Origin of the sequence: Streptomyces chumphonensis (assembly GCF_014779715.1) — a bacterium.
GTDB lineage: Bacteria > Actinomycetota > Actinomycetes > Streptomycetales > Streptomycetaceae > Streptomyces > Streptomyces chumphonensis.
Window position 1 is genome coordinate 50,505 of sequence record NZ_JACXYU010000003.1, and the last position, 14,597, is coordinate 65,101.

Below are 14,597 nucleotides of genomic sequence, written 5' to 3' on the forward strand. Positions count from 1 at the left end.
GATGGGAGACGTGCTCTACGTCCACTTCGGCGCGGGCCGCACCGAGGAGTGCTACCCGCGCCTCCTCGACCTGCTCGCCGACATCACCCCCGTCGTGCAGGCGCTGCCGCCGGACGCCGCCCTCGCCGACGTGCGCGGCGCCCTGCGGTACTTCGGGCGGACGGCACCGGAGCTGGCCGAGCTGGTGCGGGTCCGCGCCCTGGCCCACCACGGCGTCCACTGCACCGTGGGCGTCGGCGGGAACCCGCTGCTGGCCCGGATGGCCGCGCACGACGGGCCGCCCGGCCGGGTGCGGACCGTGCCCGACGAGCCGGGCGCCGTCACCGCCTTCCTGGCGCCCAAGCCGGTCGCCGCCCTGCACGGCGTCGGCCCCGCGACCGCCCGGAGCCTCGGCGCCTACGGGCTGGACACCGTGGGACGCGTCGCCGCCGCGCCGCCCGCGACCCTCCAGCGCATCCTGGGCGCCGCGCCCGCCCGGCGCCTGCGGGCCCGGGCCCTGGGCGAGGACCCCACCCCCGTCGTGCCCAGCGCGCCGGCCCGCTCGGCCTCGGCCGAACACCGCTTCGGCCGCGACGAGGTGGACGCGGACGTCCGCCGCCGGGCGTTGCTGACCCTCGCCGACGACCTCGGGTTCCGGATGCGCGACGACGCCCAGGTGGCCCGCGCGCTGACCCTCACCGTCCGGTACGCCGACCGCTCCACGACGACCCGCACCCGCGCCCTGCCCGAGCCGACCGCCCACACCCCGGCGCTGACCGCGCTGGCCTACGCGCTGCACGACGCGCTCGGCCTCCAGCGGGCCCGCGTCCGGGCGCTGGCGCTGCGCGCCGAGGACCTGACGGCGGCCGACCTCGCCTCCCGTCAGCTCTCCCTCGACCCCCGGGCGGAGAAGGCCCGCCGCGCGGAGGCCGCCGCCGACCGGGCCCGGCGCCGCTTCGGTGCGGACGCCGCCCACCCGGCGGGCCGGCTCGGCGACGCGGCGTGACCCGCCGGTACGCGGACGTGCGCGGGGGCCCGGCGAGGGCGCGGCTCGCCGGGCGGCCCGGGTCGGGACGGGCGGGCCGGGGCCCGGCCCGCCCGCGTCAGGCGCGGTGGCGCCCCAGCGCGCGACGGCGCAGCGTCAGCGCGACGACGCCGGTGCCGAGCGCGAGCGCCGCCGCGCCGCCGACGGCCAGGGTGCCGGTGGCGTCCTCGCCGCCGGTCTCGGCGAGGTGCGCCTCGTCCCGCTGTCCCACCGGCTCCGTGCCGTCACCGAGCGGCTCGGGACCCTCGTCCTTGCTGTGGCCGCTGTGCTCCGGTGCGTCCGGACCGTCACCGCCGTGTCCGTCGTGGCTGACGCTCGACCGGTCGCGGCCCTCCTCGATCTGCTCCCGCGTCGGGGCCGCGGGCGCCTCGGTCTCCGCCGCGGCCTCCTCCGCCCCGGCGCCGGGTTCCTCGGCGCCGGGTTCACCGGCCGGGGCGCTCTCGCCGCCGAACGTCACGTCCGAGCAGGTGTAGAAGGCCTCCGGACTGTCCGAGCGCTGCCAGACGCTGTAGATCAGGTGCCGCCCCGACTTCTCGGGGACGTCCCCGGTGAAGACGTAGGCACCTTCGCTCAGCTTCGGGTCGGTGACCGCCACGAACGGCTCCGGCTCCAGGTCCGCCCAGGTCAGCGGCTGCGTCGGGTCGTAGCCGTCGCGGGTCACGTACAGCTCGATGGAACCCCGGTGCGGTGCCGTCGCCGTGTACCGGAAGGTGCGCTCACCGCTGTTCAGCGCCGTGGCGGGCCAGTCGGCACGCGGCAGGTCCAGCCCCAGGTACTTCTCCCGGCCCGCCGAGCACAGCTCGCCGTCCGGGATGATCTCGCGGTGGCGGCCGGCCGCGTCACCGATGTTCACCTCGTTCCAGTCGTAGAACGGCTGGGTCCCGCCGGCCGCGACGGCGGCCCGGCAGGCCGCCGAGTCCGGGCTCTCGGGGCCCTCCGCGTAGCAGGCCGCCACCCGGCTGACCGGGTCCGACATCGAGCCGTGGGCGAGGGCGGGCGTCGCGGTGAGGCCGGTGAGCGCGAGCGGGGCCACCCCGAGCACGGTGAGGGCGGCGGCCTTGCGGCTGCGGCGAGCGGTCATCGTCGGGCTCCTTCATGAGGGTTCAGGCAGGGGTGGGGGGTCGGAGGACGGCCGGTGGGGCGGCCACCGGGCGGCGGCCCGGGCCGTCGAACTCCGCCTGACGAGAGGCACGTTAACCACGCCCACCAGCGCGATCGGGCCGTTTCGCGGCCTGTGGGGCGTTCCTTATGGTCCGCTTAAGGGGCCGCTGAAAGCCGGTTGACGTCAAAGCCGTGTGCGAGGCTGCCACCATGACGACCCGGCACATCGCCCTGCTGCGTGGCATCAACGTCGGCGGGGTCAGGATCAGCATGGCCCAGCAGCGCCACCTCGCCGAGGCGCTGGGTTTCACCGACGTCCGGGTCCTCCTGCAGACCGGCAACCTCGTCCTGTCCGCGCCCGGGGACGCCACGCCGGCCCAGGTCGCCGCCGCGCTGACCGCCCGGATCGAGGCCGACCACGGAGCCCCCGTCCCCGTCGTCACCCGCACGCCCTCGGAACTGGCCGCCGAGCTCGCCGCGAACCCCTACCCGGAGGCCACCGACGTCCCCGCCTCCCTGCACTGCGTCTTCCTCTCCGCGCCGCCGGAGCCGGCCGTCCGCGGCGCCCTCGACACCCTCGGCGCCGAGGGCGCCGCGTCCCCGAACTCCTTCCGCCTCCTGGGCCGGACCCTCTACCTGCACTGCCCCGACGGCATCGGCCGCTCCAGGCTCGCCGCCCGGGCGATCCGCGCCGTCGAACGCGGCGGCGTCACCGCGACGGCGCGCAACTGGAACACCGCCACCCGGCTGCTCGCCCTCGCCCGGAGCTGACGGGCCCGCCGGCCCGGGCCCGCCCGCCGGAGGGGCGGCCGCCTACTCCATCGGAGCCCGGAACCCCTCGGCCTAACGGGTGAGCTGTCGGAATGGCACCCGGGAGCCGTCCGCCGGGCCGCTCATGCTCATGACGACACGTGGAGTCGAGCGACCGGCGGTGTGCCGTACCCCGGTGCCGCCCGCGATGACCTGACCCAAGAGGAGAATCCGTGCTGAAGTCCATGAAGACGACCGTCGCGTTGACGGCCGGCGCCCTGGCGCTCGGGGTGCTGGGTGCCGCACCCGCCCTGGCCGACGAGGAGCAGCCGCAGACGTCCGGTACGACGCAGGCCGCCCCCGAGGCCGCCGTCGAGGAGACCGCCGACCACACGGCGGAGGCCGCTTCCCACGTCCGCTGGGGCAAGGTCGTCACCTGGCGCGGCGTCAACATCCGCAGCAAGCCGACCACCCACTCGAAGGTGCTGGGCGCCTACCCGTACCACGCCAAGATCAAGATCGCCTGCAAGGTCAAGGGCCAGAACATCGACGGCAACAACCGTTGGTACAAGCTCTACGACCGCAAGGGCTGGGTGACCGCCCGCTACGTGAAGAACCTCGACTACATCCCGTGGTGCCGCTGACCGGTACGCACGCGGGCCGACGGGGTCCGGTAGGCGGGGTGCCGCCTACCGGACCCCGTCCGGCTGCCCGCTCCCGACAACGCCGGGGCCCGATCGGGCCGGGCGCCGCGGGCCTCTATCGTCTTCGGCGGGACCGCGCGCCGACCCATGCGGCGCCCGCCCGCGCCGTCCGCCCGCCCCAGCCCGCAGGAGAGCCCCCTTGGCGCCGCACCTCACCATCGACCCCATGTCGGCCACCGCCCCCTACGAGCAGGTGCGTGGCCAGATCGCCGAGCAGGCCCGCTCGGGCCGGCTCCCGGTCGGCCACCGGCTGCCGACGGTGCGCGGGCTCGCCGCCGAACTCGGCCTCGCGGCGAACACGGTGGCCAAGGCGTACCGCGCGCTGGAGGCCGACGGCGTGATCGAGACGCGCGGCCGGGCCGGCACCTTCGTCGCGGCCGCCGGGGACGCCGCGTCCCGGGCCGCCGCCGAGGCCGCCCAGAACTACGCGCGCCACGTGCGGCGTCTCGGCCTGGACCACGACGCGGCCCTCACCGCCGCCCGCGAGGCCCTTCGCGCCGTCTACGACTGAGACCTCCCGGCCTGCGCCCGTGCGGGGCACTCACAGGTACAGGCCCTCGGGGGTGGGGGTGGTCTGGACGGGGACGCCGGCCGGCGCCGAGCCGCGCCGCAGCGCGTAGAGCTCGGCGAGCGTGGCGCCGTCCGGGCCGACGCCCTCCCCGGTGCCCAGCCAGCCCACCGCCTCGGCCCGGGTCAGCGGGCCCACCTCGACGCGGGCCAGGCAGCGGCCGGGGCGTACGACGGCGGGGTGCAGCCGTTCCAGGTCCTCGTTGGTGGTGATGCCGACGAGGACGTTGCGGCCCTGGCCGAGCAGACCGTCCGTCAGGTTCAGCAGCCGGGACAGCGCCTGGCCCGCCGCGTGCTTGGCCTCCCCGCGGATCAGTTCGTCGCAGTCCTCCAGGAGGAGCAGCCGCCAGCGGCCGGTGCCGCCCTCGCCGTCGTCCTCCCCGATGGCGATGTCCATGAGGTAGCCGATGTCGTTGAACAGCCGCTCCGGGTCCAGGACGCAGTCCACCTGGCACCACTCCCGCCAGGAGCGGGCCAGGGTGCGCAGGGCGGACGTCTTGCCGGTGCCGGGCGGGCCGTGCAGGAGGAGCAGCCGACCGCTGATGTCGTCCGGGGTGAGCTTCATGAGGCCGCCCAGCGCGTCGGCGACCGGTGCGGTGTAGTTGTCCCGCACCTCGTCCCAGGACGCGGCCGCGATCTGCCGGGTGGTGCGGATCGCGCCGCGCAGGGGCGAGACGTACCAGAACCCCATGGGGACGTCGGCCGGTTGCGGCTCCGGCTCGTCGGCGGCGTCCTCCAGCGCCTGGCCGAGCCGCTCGTCGGCCAGTTCCCGGCTCACCGCCGTCACCGTGACGTCGGCCCGGCGCGGCCACCGGGAGACCAGGGCGGTCCAGCCGTCGCCCTCGGCGAGCGTGCAGCGGCGGTCGCCCTCGCGGGATTCGCGCAGCACCCGGGCGCCGGGCGGCAGCAGGGTGCTGGTCCGCTTGGTGCGTTCCAGGGACCGGCCCCGGGCGAAGGGCTGCGTGCCGGTGACGAACCGGCTCAGGAACAGGGCGTCGATGACGTCGGCCGGTGAGTCGGCGTCGTCCATGGTCAGGCGGATGGGCAGGCCGTCCTCGGGCGGCGTGGCGGCGGGGAGGGAGGCCGCCGGCGGCGCGGACGCCGGGTCGGCTTCGGTCGCTTCGCTGCTGCTGGGCTCCTGGGGCGCGTTGGGCATGCGGTCCATGATCCGGCACGGCGCGGCACGACGCACCCGTGTTTCCCGGGTCGTTTCCGCGCGGGGCTCCGCCGTGCGGCCGGTGGTCAGCCCGCCCCCGGGGGTTCCGGGGCGGGTGGGACGGCCGGGGTGGCCGCGGCGCGACGCGGGCGGGTGGACAGGACCGTGCCGACCAGGCCCGCACCGCTCAGTACGGCGATGGCGGTCACGCCGCCCCGTGCCGACCAGCCGTCCAGGGCCAGCAGTCCCTGCGCGACCAGGAGGTTGACGGCGATCGAGCCGGTGAGCGCCACCGCCGCCCGGCTCAGCGGGTCCAGGCCGCGCAGGGCGAGGGCGAGTGCCGCGCCGGGCGCGGCGAGCAGGAAGAAGAAGGTGAGCGGCGCCCGCAGCGGTTGGCCCACGTCGAACAGGACGAGCACGGCTCCCGTCGCGGCGACGCAGAGCCCGACGGGGAGTTCGGCGGGCAGGGCGCGCAGCCGCAGGCCCGGCGGGCCGGGCGGGGCCGCGGGGGTCGGCCCGCCCGGTGAGGAGTGGTGCGAGGTGGTGTACATAACGGCTTCGCCCCCCGAAGCGCCGGATGCCAGGCTGCACAATCTGGCCGCGTCCGAAGGCCCCGTCAAGGGCGCCCGGTCACGCGCGACGGGCCGACGGGCGCGGTCGGCGGGCGCACCGGTGCCCGGCCCCGGCGCGAGGGGTTGTGCGCGGGGCGCGCGGAGGCGCCGGGCGCGTGCGACACGGGGCCGTGACATGTGAAAGGCTTCGCCAACGCCCCTGCGGGGCAGGTGTGTCCTATGACCGGGATACCCGCCGGTCCATCGCGGGCGATAGGCTTGGGCCTGCCCGGGCCGGGTGCCGTCGTACGGGTGGGGAGTGTCATGGAGCAGATAACAGTGCGCAGCAGAGCGCGGATTCCCGCGATCGACTGCCGTACGGGCGCGACCGCTTCGCGTCTGGACCGGCATCTGAGTGTCATCGGCGGTCCGGCCGTGCCGCAGGGGCAGGCCGAGGAGGCGATGTCGCTGATGCGGGAGTTGACCACGCGGGACGCCGCGCGCAGCCGTACGAGCCGGGGCGGCCGTGTCTCGCTGTTCGCGCCGCTGCGTCGGCTGCGCCGCACCCTCTTCGGCGGACGGGGCTGACCGGGCCCCGGCCCCGCGCCGACGGCCCCGCGCTCCCCGGCGCCCGTCGGCACCCACCGCTGCCCGCACGACGTCCCGCCTGACCGAACCCACCCCTGCCCGGGTCAGCCCGCCGATTCGTCGCCGAGGTTCTCCACCGTGACGGAGAAGGAGAAGCGGTCCCCGCGGTAGTGGATGCGTGCCACGTCCACGACCCGTCCCTCCTCGTCGAGCGTCACTCCCGTGTAGTGCAGGATCGGGCTGAGGAGCGGGACGTCCAGGAGCCGGGCCGTCTCCGGGTCGGCGAGCCGGGCCTCCACCGTGTCCGTGATGCGGCTGATCCGCACCCCCACCTCGTCGCGCAGCAGTTTCGTCATCGGCATGCGGCGCAGTGCGTCCGGATCGACGCGCGCGGCGACGTCCGGGCGCAGGAGGTTCTCCGCCCAGTTCGTCGCCTCGCCGCTGGTGCGGTCGCGGCGCAGCCGCCGGTAGGCGACGGCTTCGGCGCGGCCGGGGAAGAACTCCGCCAGCTCCGCCGGTACCGGGGCCGGGCCGTGCCCCAGGAGCGTGGTGTCCTCGCCGGACTGCTGGGCCACGATGGCGTCCACCGAGCCCAGCAGCCGCACGGGACGGCCCCGGCGGGCGTCCGGCTCGATGAACGTGCCGCGCCGCCGGTACCGGGTGATCAGCCCCTCCGTCTCCAGCTCCTTGAGCGCCTGCCGCATGGTGAGGACGCTGACGCCGTAGTGCTCGGCCAGCGCCTCCTCCGTCGGCAGCCGCAGCGGGGCCTTCGGGGGGCGGCCGAGTATCGAGGCCCGCAGCGACTGCGAGACCTGGTACCACAGCGGCAGTTTGCGGTTGAGCTCCACGGAGTCAGGAGCGAAGAGGGTCACCGTGCCTCCCGGTCGCTCAGGACCGAGCGTCAGTTGCGGAAGTGTCGCTGAAGACCCTGCCACACTTCGTCGTAGCCGTGCTGCCGGTGTCCGGCCGCCATGGCCTGCTCCGTCGCGATCACCGGCCAGCGGGTCTCGAACATGAAGGCCAGGCCGTCGTCCACCTTCTGCGGCCTCAGTTCGGCGGCGCTCGCGCGGTCGAACGTCTCCCGGTCCGGGCCGTGGGCCGACATCATGTTGTGCAGCGAGCCGCCGCCCGGCACGAAGCCCTCCGCCTTCGCGTCGTAGGCGCCTTCGATCAGGCCCATGTACTCGCTCATCACGTTGCGGTGGAAGTAGGGCGGCCGGAAGGTGTCCTCGCCCACCAGCCAGCGCGGGGCGAAGACGACGAAGTCGACGCCGGCCAGCCCCGGGGTGTCCGAGGGGGAGGTCAGCACCGTGAAGATGGACGGGTCGGGGTGGTCGTAGCTGATGGAGCCGATCACGTTGAAGCGGCGCAGGTCGTAGACGTACGGGACGAGGTTGCCGTGCCAGGCGACGACGTCGAGCGGCGAGTGGTCGTACGTGGCGGCCCACAGGTGCCCGCAGTACTTGTTGACGACCTCGACCGGCCGGTCGGCGTCGTCGTAGGCGGCGGTGGGGGCGAGGAAGTCCCGCGCGTTGGCGAGACCGTTCGCCCCGATCGGCCCGAGGTCGGGCAGCGTGAACGGCTGCCCGTAGTTCTCGCAGACGTAGCCGACCGCGTGGGGTCCCAGCAGTTCCACCCGGAACCGCACGCCGCGTGGGATCAGCGCGCAGTGGCCCGGGTCGGCGCGCAGCACGCCGAACTCCGTGTGCAGCAGCAGGCCGCCGTCCTGCGGGACGATCAGCAGCTCGCCGTCGGCGTCGGAGAAGACGCGGTCCGTCATGGAGGCGGTCGCCGCGTACAGGTGCACGGCCATGCCGCTGCGCTGGGTCACGTCGCCGTTGCCGCCGACCGTCCACAGGCCGTCGAGGAAGTCGGTGCCCGCCGGGGCCTTGGGCGGCGCTCCCCAGCGCAGCCGGTTGGGGTCGGGCACCTCGGTGAAGGGCGCCGTGCGCAGGGCCGGGTTCGTGCGGCCCCCCTCCAGCCGCACGAACCCGGGGTGGGCGGCCGAGGGCCGGATGCGGTAGAGCCACGAGCGCCGGTTGTGCGCCCGTGGCTCGGTGAACGCCGTGCCGCTCAGCTGCTCGGCGTAGAGGCCGAGCGGGGCGCGCTGGGGTGCGTTGCGCCCGATGGGCAACGCGCCGGGCACGGCCTCGCTGCTGTGCTCGTTGCCGAAGCCGGAAAGGTAGGTGATGCCGTCCGGTCCGGCCGCCTGCCCGGTGGTCGTCCGGGCCTGGTCCCCGCTGCTCATGTCGCTCTCACTCCCGCCGCGCCTATTCCTATGCGACATCATAGGAATCCGGGTGCCCTTGGCAACACCCTGTGGGGGCCGTTCGGGTGGGTTGCCGGTCGCCGGTGGCGGGCAGGAGCGTCGGCGGGTGAGCCACGGCACGCCCCGGCGTGGCTGACACGCGTAACCTAGCGGCGTTAGGTTGGCTTCATGGCACATGACGCTCACTACATCGGCGGCGCCTGGCGAGAGGCCGGCGGCGAGACGATCGAGGTCCGCGACCCGGCCACGGAGGAGGTCGTCGGCCGCGTTCCGGCGGGCCGCGCGCAGGACGTGGACGCGGCCGTCCGGGCCGCCCGCGACGCGCTGCCGGCCTGGGCGGCCACGCCGCCCGCCGACCGCGCCGCCCGGATCGCCGCCCTCGCCGAGGTACTGACGGCGCGCCGCGAGGAGATCGCCGCGACCGTCACCACCGAGCTCGGCGCGCCCCTCTCCTTCTCCCGCGCGGTCCACGCCGACCTGCCCGCCGCCGTGGCCGGGTCCTACGCCACCCTCGCCGCCGAGTACGCCTTCGAGGAGCGCGTCGGCAACTCGACGGTCTACCAGGAGCCGGTCGGGGTCGTGGGGGCCATCACGCCCTGGAACTACCCGCTGCACCAGATCGTCGCCAAGGCCGCGCCCGCGTTCGCCGCCGGGTGCACGGTCGTGCTCAAGCCGGCCGAGAACACCCCGCTGGTCGCCCAGCTCTTCGCCGACGCGGTGCACGAGGCGGGCCTCCCGGCCGGGGTGTTCAACCTCGTCACCGGCTACGGCCCCGAGGCGGGGGAAGCGCTCGCGGGCCACCCGGGCGTGGATCTGGTCTCGTTCACCGGCTCCACCGCCGTCGGCCGCCGGATCGGCGCCACCGCAGGAGCGGCACTCAAGCCCGTCGCCCTGGAGCTGGGCGGGAAGTCGGCCAACGTCGTCCTCCCCGGCGCCGACCTCGCGAAGGCCGTGAAGGTGGGGGTCGCCAACGTCATGGCCAACTCCGGCCAGACGTGCAGCGCCTGGACGCGCCTGCTCGTCGACGCGCAGCACTACGAGGAGGCCGTCGAACGCGCCGCGGGGGCCGTCGCGAAGTACGTCCCCGGCGACCCGACCGACGAGGCGACCCGCCTCGGGCCGTTGGTGAGCGCCCGGCAGCGGGACCGCGTGACGGGATACATCGAGCAGGGGGTCGCCGAAGGCGCCCGGCTCGTCGCCGGAGGACCGGGCGCCCCCGAGGACCGCCCGCGCGGCTGGTACGTCCGGCCCACCGTCTTCGCCGACGTCACCCCGGAGATGACCATCGCCCAGGAGGAGATCTTCGGGCCGGTCCTGAGCATCATGAGGTACGACGGCGTGGAGGACGCCGTCCGCGTCGCCAACGCCACCGTCTACGGCCTGGCCGGCGCGGTCTGGGCCGCCGACGACGCCGAGGCCGCCGCGTTCGCCCGCCGCATGGACACCGGGCAGGTCGACATCAACGGCGGCCGGTTCAACCCGCTGGCCCCCTTCGGCGGGTACAAGCACTCCGGGATCGGCCGGGAGCTGGGCCGGCACGGGCTGGCCGAGTACCTCCAGACGAAGTCCCTCCAGTTCTAGCCGCCCGTCCCAGCCCACCCCCGTCCGTCGCATGTGAAACCGAAGGAGCCGCACGCCGTGGTCCGTGCCGTCGTCCTGCCCGCCGTGGGCGCCCCGCTGGAGATCGCCGAGATCGACCTGCCCGCCCCCGGGCCGGGCCGGGTGCGCGTCGCCCTGGCGGCGGCCGGGGTGTGCCATTCCGACCTGTCCCTGTCCAACGGCACCCTGCGCCAGCCCGTCCCCGCCGTGCTGGGGCACGAGGGCGCCGGGACGGTGACCGCCGTGGGGGAGGGCGTGACCGCCGTCTCCCCCGGGGACCGGGTCATCCTCAACTGGGCGCCCTCCTGCGGCCGGTGCCGCTTCTGCGCCGAGCTGCGCGAGCCGTGGCTGTGCCCGCACGCCAACGCGGCCACCACCGTCCCCTACGCCCGCGACGCCGCCGGGGGCGACCTCTACCCCGGGCTCGGCACGGCCGCCTTCGCGGAGGAGACCGTCGTCGCGGAGCGGGCCGTCCTTCCGCTGCCCGCCGGGGTGCCCCTGACGGACGCGGCGCTGCTCGGCTGCGCCGTGCTGACCGGGTACGGCGCCGTCCACCACAGCGCCCGGGTCGCTCCGGGGGAGTCGGTGGCCGTCTTCGGGGTGGGCGGGGTCGGCCTCGCGGCCCTGCAGTCCGCACGGATCGCGGGGGCGGACCGGATCGTCGCCGTGGACGTCTCACCCGCGAAGGAGGAGCTGGCCCGAGCCGCCGGGGCGACCGACTTCCTCCTCGCCACCGACGCCACGGCCAAGGAGATCCGCTCCCTGACCGGCGGCGACGGGGTCGATGTGGCCGTCGAGTGCGTCGGCCGCGCGGAGACCATCCGCGCCGCGTGGTCCTCCACCCGGCGCGGGGGCCGCACCACGGTCGTCGGCATCGGCGGCAAGCAGGAACAGGTCTCCTTCTCGCCGCTGGAGATCTTCCACTTCGCCCGGACGCTCTCGGGCTGCGTCTTCGGCAACAGTGAACCGGCGAAGGACGTGCCGGTCCAGGCCGAACACGTCCGCGCGGGCCGGCTCGACCTCGGCTCGCTGGTGACCGACCGGATCGGGCTCGCCGACGTCCCCGACGCCTTCTCCGCCATGCTGGCCGGGCGCGGCGCCCGCGCACTCGTCGTCTTCTGACGGGCCCCGGCGGTGGGCGCCCTCCCACCGCCGGGCCCACGGCCGCTCACTCGGGTCGGCCCGGCTGGGCCGGGTCAGTCGAGGCAGAACTCGTTGCCCTCGATGTCCGCATCACGATGCACGCGTCGTGGCCGTCGTACAGGAGCCGTTCCCGGACCGCGCCGAGCGGGACCAGTCGGGCGCACTCGGCTTCGAGCGCGGCCAGGCGCTCCTCGCCGACGAGCCCGGTACCGGCCCGTACGTCGATGTGCAGCCGGTTCTTGGCGGTCTTGCCCTCGGGCACCCGCTGGAAGAACAGGCGCGGGCCCGCGCCCGAGGGGTCGACGCAGGCGCACGCGGCGTTCCGGTCCTCGGCGGCCTGGGCGCGGTTGAACTCCTCCCACGTGGCGAACCCCGTCGGGGGCGGCGGGAGGACGTACCCCAGCACCTCGCACCAGAAGCGGGCGAGCCGCTCGGGGTCCGAGCAGTCGAAGGTGACCTGGACCTGTTTGATCGACGGCATCGGCGCACCCTAGCAAGGGGGCGCCTGCCGCCGGGCGTCGGTCGCGCGGCGGCCGGTGGCGGAGGGGTAGCGCAGCGCCAGACCGTCGAGGAGGGCGCGCAGCCCCGTCTCGAACGCGCCGTCGTCCACCTGCTGCTGGTGCTCGGCCAGCAGGTGGGCCTGGTCCAGGTGCGGGTAGTCCCGGGCGTAGAGGGCGGCGTCGTCCACGAAGCCCCGGGCGAAGGAGCCGAGGGCCGACCCGGCGACGAAGTACCGCATGAGCGCCCCGATGTGGGTGGCGTGCGCGCGTGGCCAGCCGGCCGCCGTCATGGCGCCGAACACCGCGTCGGCCATGCGCAGTTGGCTCGGTCGCCGGCCGGGCCCCCGGGCGAGGAAGGGGACGATGTTCGGGTGTGCCGCGAGGGCCGCCCGGTAGGAGCGCGCCCAGGCGTCCAGGGCGGCGCGCCACTCGGTGCCGTCCTCGAACATCGACAGGTCGACATCGGCGCAGACGCGGTCGGCCACGGCGTCCAGGATGCCGTCCTTGGTGCGGAAGTGGTGGTAGAGCGAGGGTCCGCTCACGCCGAGTTCGGCGGCGAGCCGCCGGGTGGAGACGGCGTCCAGTCCCTCGCCGTCGACGAGGGCCAGGGCCGTCTCGACGATCCGGTCACGGCTGAGGAGGGGCTTGCGGGGGCGGGCCATGGCGCCCATATTAGAGCCGCCGGACCAAAACCTATCGGTGATAGATTTACGGCGTCGCGACGCCGGGGGCGTCACCGCCGGAAGACAGCGAGGAACCGCAGTGGATCTGGAGCTCTCCGAGGAGCAGCGCGCCGTCCGCACGCTGGCCAAGGACTTCGTGGACCGTGAGATCGCGCCGCACGCCGCCGCCTGGGACCGGGCGGAGAGCATCGACCGGGGCATCGTGCGCCGCCTGGGGGACCTCGGTTTCCTGGGCCTCACGATCCCCGAGGAGTACGGCGGCTGCGAGGGCGACCACCTGGCGTACTGCCTGGTGACCGAGGAGCTCGGCCGCGGCGACTCCGCCGTGCGCGGGGTGCTGTCCGTCTCCCTCGGCCTGGTCGCCAAGACCATCGCCGCCTGGGGGAGCGAGGAGCAGAAGCACCGGTGGCTGCCCGGCCTCACCTCCGGCGAGGCGCTGGGCTGCTTCGGGCTGACGGAACCGGGCACCGGCTCGGACGCGGGCAGCCTCACCACCCGCGCCCGGCGGGCCCCGGCGGGCGGCGACTGGACCGTCGACGGCGGCAAGACGTTCATCACCAACGGCACCTGGGCCGACGTCGTCCTCCTCTTCGCGCGCACCGGCGACGAGCCGGGCCATCGGGGCGTCACCGCGTTCCTGGTCCCCGCCGACGCCCCGGGGCTGACCCGGCGCGAGATCCACGGCAAGCTCGGGCTGCGCGGCCAGGCCACCGCCGAGCTCGCCCTCGACGGCGTCCGGGTGCCGGACTCGGCCCGCCTCGGCCCCGTCGGCAAGGGGTTCTCGGTCGCCATGTCCGCGCTCGCGAAGGGCCGGATGTCCGTGGCCGCCGGCTGCGTCGGCATCGCCCAGGCCGCGCTGGACGCCGCCGTGGAGTACGCGGGGGACCGCGAGCAGTTCGGCCGGACCATCGCCCACCACCAGCTCGTGCAGGAGCTGATCTCCGACATCGCCGTGGACGTCGACGCCGCCCGGCTGCTCACCTGGCGCGTCGCCGATCTCGTCGACCGGGGGCGGCCCTTCGCGACGGAGTCCTCGGTCGCCAAGCTCTACGCGTCCGAGGCCGCCGTGCGCGCGGCCAACAACGCGGTGCAGGTCTTCGGCGGCTACGGCTTCATCGACGAGTTCCCCGTCGGCAAACTGCTGCGGGACGCCCGCGTCATGACCCTGTACGAGGGCACCAGCCAGATCCAGAAGCTCGTCATCGGGCGGGCCCTCACCGGTGTCTCCGCCTTCTGACCGGCCCGCCGCGGCCTGAGCAGCCGCTCAGCCGCCGATGTATGGTGTTCGCCCGGTCGAGGGAAGCGGGGCGACACCAGATGGCACAGGAGGCCAGCGCGGGGGCACGGGCCCGGGGCGGAGCCCGGGAGGACTCCTGGGGCTCGGTCGCGCCCGAGGCGGCGCGCAGGCTGCTCGTGGCGGCCGTCGACGCCTTCGCCGAGCGCGGCTTCCACGCGACCACCACCCGCGACATCGCGGGCCGCGCGGGCATGAGCCCCGCCGCCCTCTACATCCATTTCCGGACGAAGGAAGAACTGCTCTTCCAGATCAGCCGCGTCGGCCACGAGCGGTCGGTGCGGCTGCTGACCGAGGCCGCCGCCGGGCCCGGCGGCCACGCCGACCGGCTCGCCGCGGCGGTGCGCACGTTCGTGCGCTGGCACGCCGAGCACCACACCACGGCCCGGGTCGTGCAGTACGAGCTGTCCGCGCTCGGCGAGGAGCACTACGCGGAGATCGTCGGCCTGCGTCGCCGCTCGGAGGACGTCATGCGCACGCTGCTGGCCGACGGCGCGGCGGCGGGGGAGTTCGACGTCGCCGACGCCCGGGGCACCGCCCTCGCGGTGCTGTCGCTGTGCGTGGACGTGGCCCGCTGGTTCACGCCCGGTGGACGCCGCACCCCCGACGAGATCGGCGCCTTCTACGCCGAGCTGGCCCTGCGCATGGTGGGTGTCCGCCGCTGACGT

General features: G+C 75.3%; 15 protein-coding genes and 1 pseudogene. 9 read left to right on the plus strand and 7 right to left on the minus strand.

What is annotated here, in order from left to right; genetic code table 11:
* Position 1: 1 nt before the first annotated feature.
* The gene (locus IF129_RS07915; RefSeq protein ID WP_191208803.1) at positions 2-985 is read left to right on the plus strand and encodes a DNA polymerase Y family protein; all 984 of its coding nucleotides are present in this window, start codon (positions 2-4) and stop codon (positions 983-985) included.
* A 97-nt stretch (positions 986-1,082) separates the two neighbouring features.
* On the opposite strand, the gene IF129_RS07920 is transcribed toward IF129_RS07915, so the two are convergent.
* Complete coding sequence (locus IF129_RS07920; RefSeq protein ID WP_191208804.1) at positions 1,083-2,105, minus strand: lytic polysaccharide monooxygenase auxiliary activity family 9 protein; 1,023 nt, start codon at positions 2,103-2,105, stop codon at positions 1,083-1,085.
* A 230-nt stretch (positions 2,106-2,335) separates the two neighbouring features.
* Here IF129_RS07920 and IF129_RS07925 point away from each other — a divergent pair, with 230 nt between their 5' ends.
* From IF129_RS07925 to IF129_RS07935, 3 genes are all read left to right on the plus strand, one after another.
* Positions 2,336-2,896, plus strand: a complete 561-nt coding sequence (locus IF129_RS07925; RefSeq protein WP_191208805.1) for a DUF1697 domain-containing protein — start codon at positions 2,336-2,338, stop codon at positions 2,894-2,896.
* A 212-nt stretch (positions 2,897-3,108) separates the two neighbouring features.
* The gene (locus IF129_RS07930; protein WP_191208806.1) at positions 3,109-3,519 is read left to right on the plus strand and encodes an SH3 domain-containing protein; all 411 of its coding nucleotides are present in this window, start codon (positions 3,109-3,111) and stop codon (positions 3,517-3,519) included.
* A gap of 226 nt (positions 3,520-3,745) precedes the next feature.
* Entirely contained in the window at positions 3,746-4,090 is a 345-nt protein-coding gene (locus IF129_RS07935; protein WP_381480402.1) for a GntR family transcriptional regulator, read from the plus strand.
* A 30-nt stretch (positions 4,091-4,120) separates the two neighbouring features.
* On the opposite strand, the gene IF129_RS07940 is transcribed toward IF129_RS07935, so the two are convergent.
* Both IF129_RS07940 and IF129_RS07945 read right to left on the minus strand, forming a co-directional pair.
* Positions 4,121-5,311 carry a DUF5925 domain-containing protein gene (locus IF129_RS07940; RefSeq protein ID WP_381480329.1) on the minus strand — a complete coding sequence of 397 codons (1,191 nt, stop codon included), beginning with the start codon at positions 5,309-5,311 and terminating at the stop codon, positions 4,121-4,123.
* Positions 5,312-5,388: 77 nt separating this feature from the next.
* Entirely contained in the window at positions 5,389-5,853 is a 465-nt protein-coding gene (locus IF129_RS07945; protein WP_191208809.1) for a hypothetical protein, read from the minus strand.
* 324 nt (positions 5,854-6,177) lie between these two features.
* On the opposite strand from IF129_RS07945, the gene IF129_RS07950 reads away from it, so the two are divergent.
* A complete protein-coding gene (locus tag IF129_RS07950) occupies positions 6,178-6,441 on the plus strand; it encodes a hypothetical protein (RefSeq protein ID WP_191208810.1) in 264 nt (87 codons plus the stop codon).
* Between the two features lie 104 nt (positions 6,442-6,545).
* Here the strand turns inward: IF129_RS07950 and IF129_RS07955 are convergent, their stop codons facing one another.
* Together IF129_RS07955 and hmgA are read right to left on the minus strand one after the other, a co-directional pair.
* Entirely contained in the window at positions 6,546-7,313 is a 768-nt protein-coding gene (locus IF129_RS07955; protein WP_191208811.1) for a GntR family transcriptional regulator, read from the minus strand.
* A 29-nt stretch (positions 7,314-7,342) separates the two neighbouring features.
* Positions 7,343-8,689, minus strand: coding sequence for a homogentisate 1,2-dioxygenase (gene hmgA, locus IF129_RS07960; RefSeq protein ID WP_191208812.1), 1,347 nt, complete (start codon positions 8,687-8,689; stop codon positions 7,343-7,345).
* Between the two features lie 189 nt (positions 8,690-8,878).
* On the opposite strand from hmgA, the gene IF129_RS07965 reads away from it, so the two are divergent.
* Together IF129_RS07965 and IF129_RS07970 are read left to right on the plus strand one after the other, a co-directional pair.
* Positions 8,879-10,291 (plus strand): aldehyde dehydrogenase family protein, encoded by a 1,413-nt coding sequence (locus tag IF129_RS07965; protein WP_191208813.1) that lies wholly within the window; start codon positions 8,879-8,881, stop codon positions 10,289-10,291.
* Between the two features lie 57 nt (positions 10,292-10,348).
* Positions 10,349-11,431, plus strand: coding sequence for a zinc-binding dehydrogenase (locus IF129_RS07970; protein WP_191208814.1), 1,083 nt, complete (start codon positions 10,349-10,351; stop codon positions 11,429-11,431).
* Between the two features lie 74 nt (positions 11,432-11,505).
* Here the strand turns inward: IF129_RS07970 and IF129_RS07975 are convergent.
* Both IF129_RS07975 and IF129_RS07980 read right to left on the minus strand, forming a co-directional pair.
* A pseudogene (locus IF129_RS07975) lies at positions 11,506-11,933 on the minus strand (VOC family protein).
* A gap of 9 nt (positions 11,934-11,942) precedes the next feature.
* Positions 11,943-12,623: a TetR/AcrR family transcriptional regulator gene (locus tag IF129_RS07980; protein WP_191208815.1), complete on the minus strand. Its 681-nt coding sequence runs from the start codon at positions 12,621-12,623 to the stop codon at positions 11,943-11,945.
* 91 nt (positions 12,624-12,714) lie between these two features.
* Here IF129_RS07980 and IF129_RS07985 point away from each other — a divergent pair, with 91 nt between their 5' ends.
* Together IF129_RS07985 and IF129_RS07990 are read left to right on the plus strand one after the other, a co-directional pair.
* Complete coding sequence (locus tag IF129_RS07985) at positions 12,715-13,872, plus strand: acyl-CoA dehydrogenase family protein (protein ID WP_191208816.1); 1,158 nt, start codon at positions 12,715-12,717, stop codon at positions 13,870-13,872.
* Between the two features lie 80 nt (positions 13,873-13,952).
* Positions 13,953-14,594 (plus strand): TetR/AcrR family transcriptional regulator, encoded by a 642-nt coding sequence (locus tag IF129_RS07990; RefSeq protein ID WP_191208817.1) that lies wholly within the window; start codon positions 13,953-13,955, stop codon positions 14,592-14,594.
* Positions 14,595-14,597 lie beyond the last annotated feature (3 nt).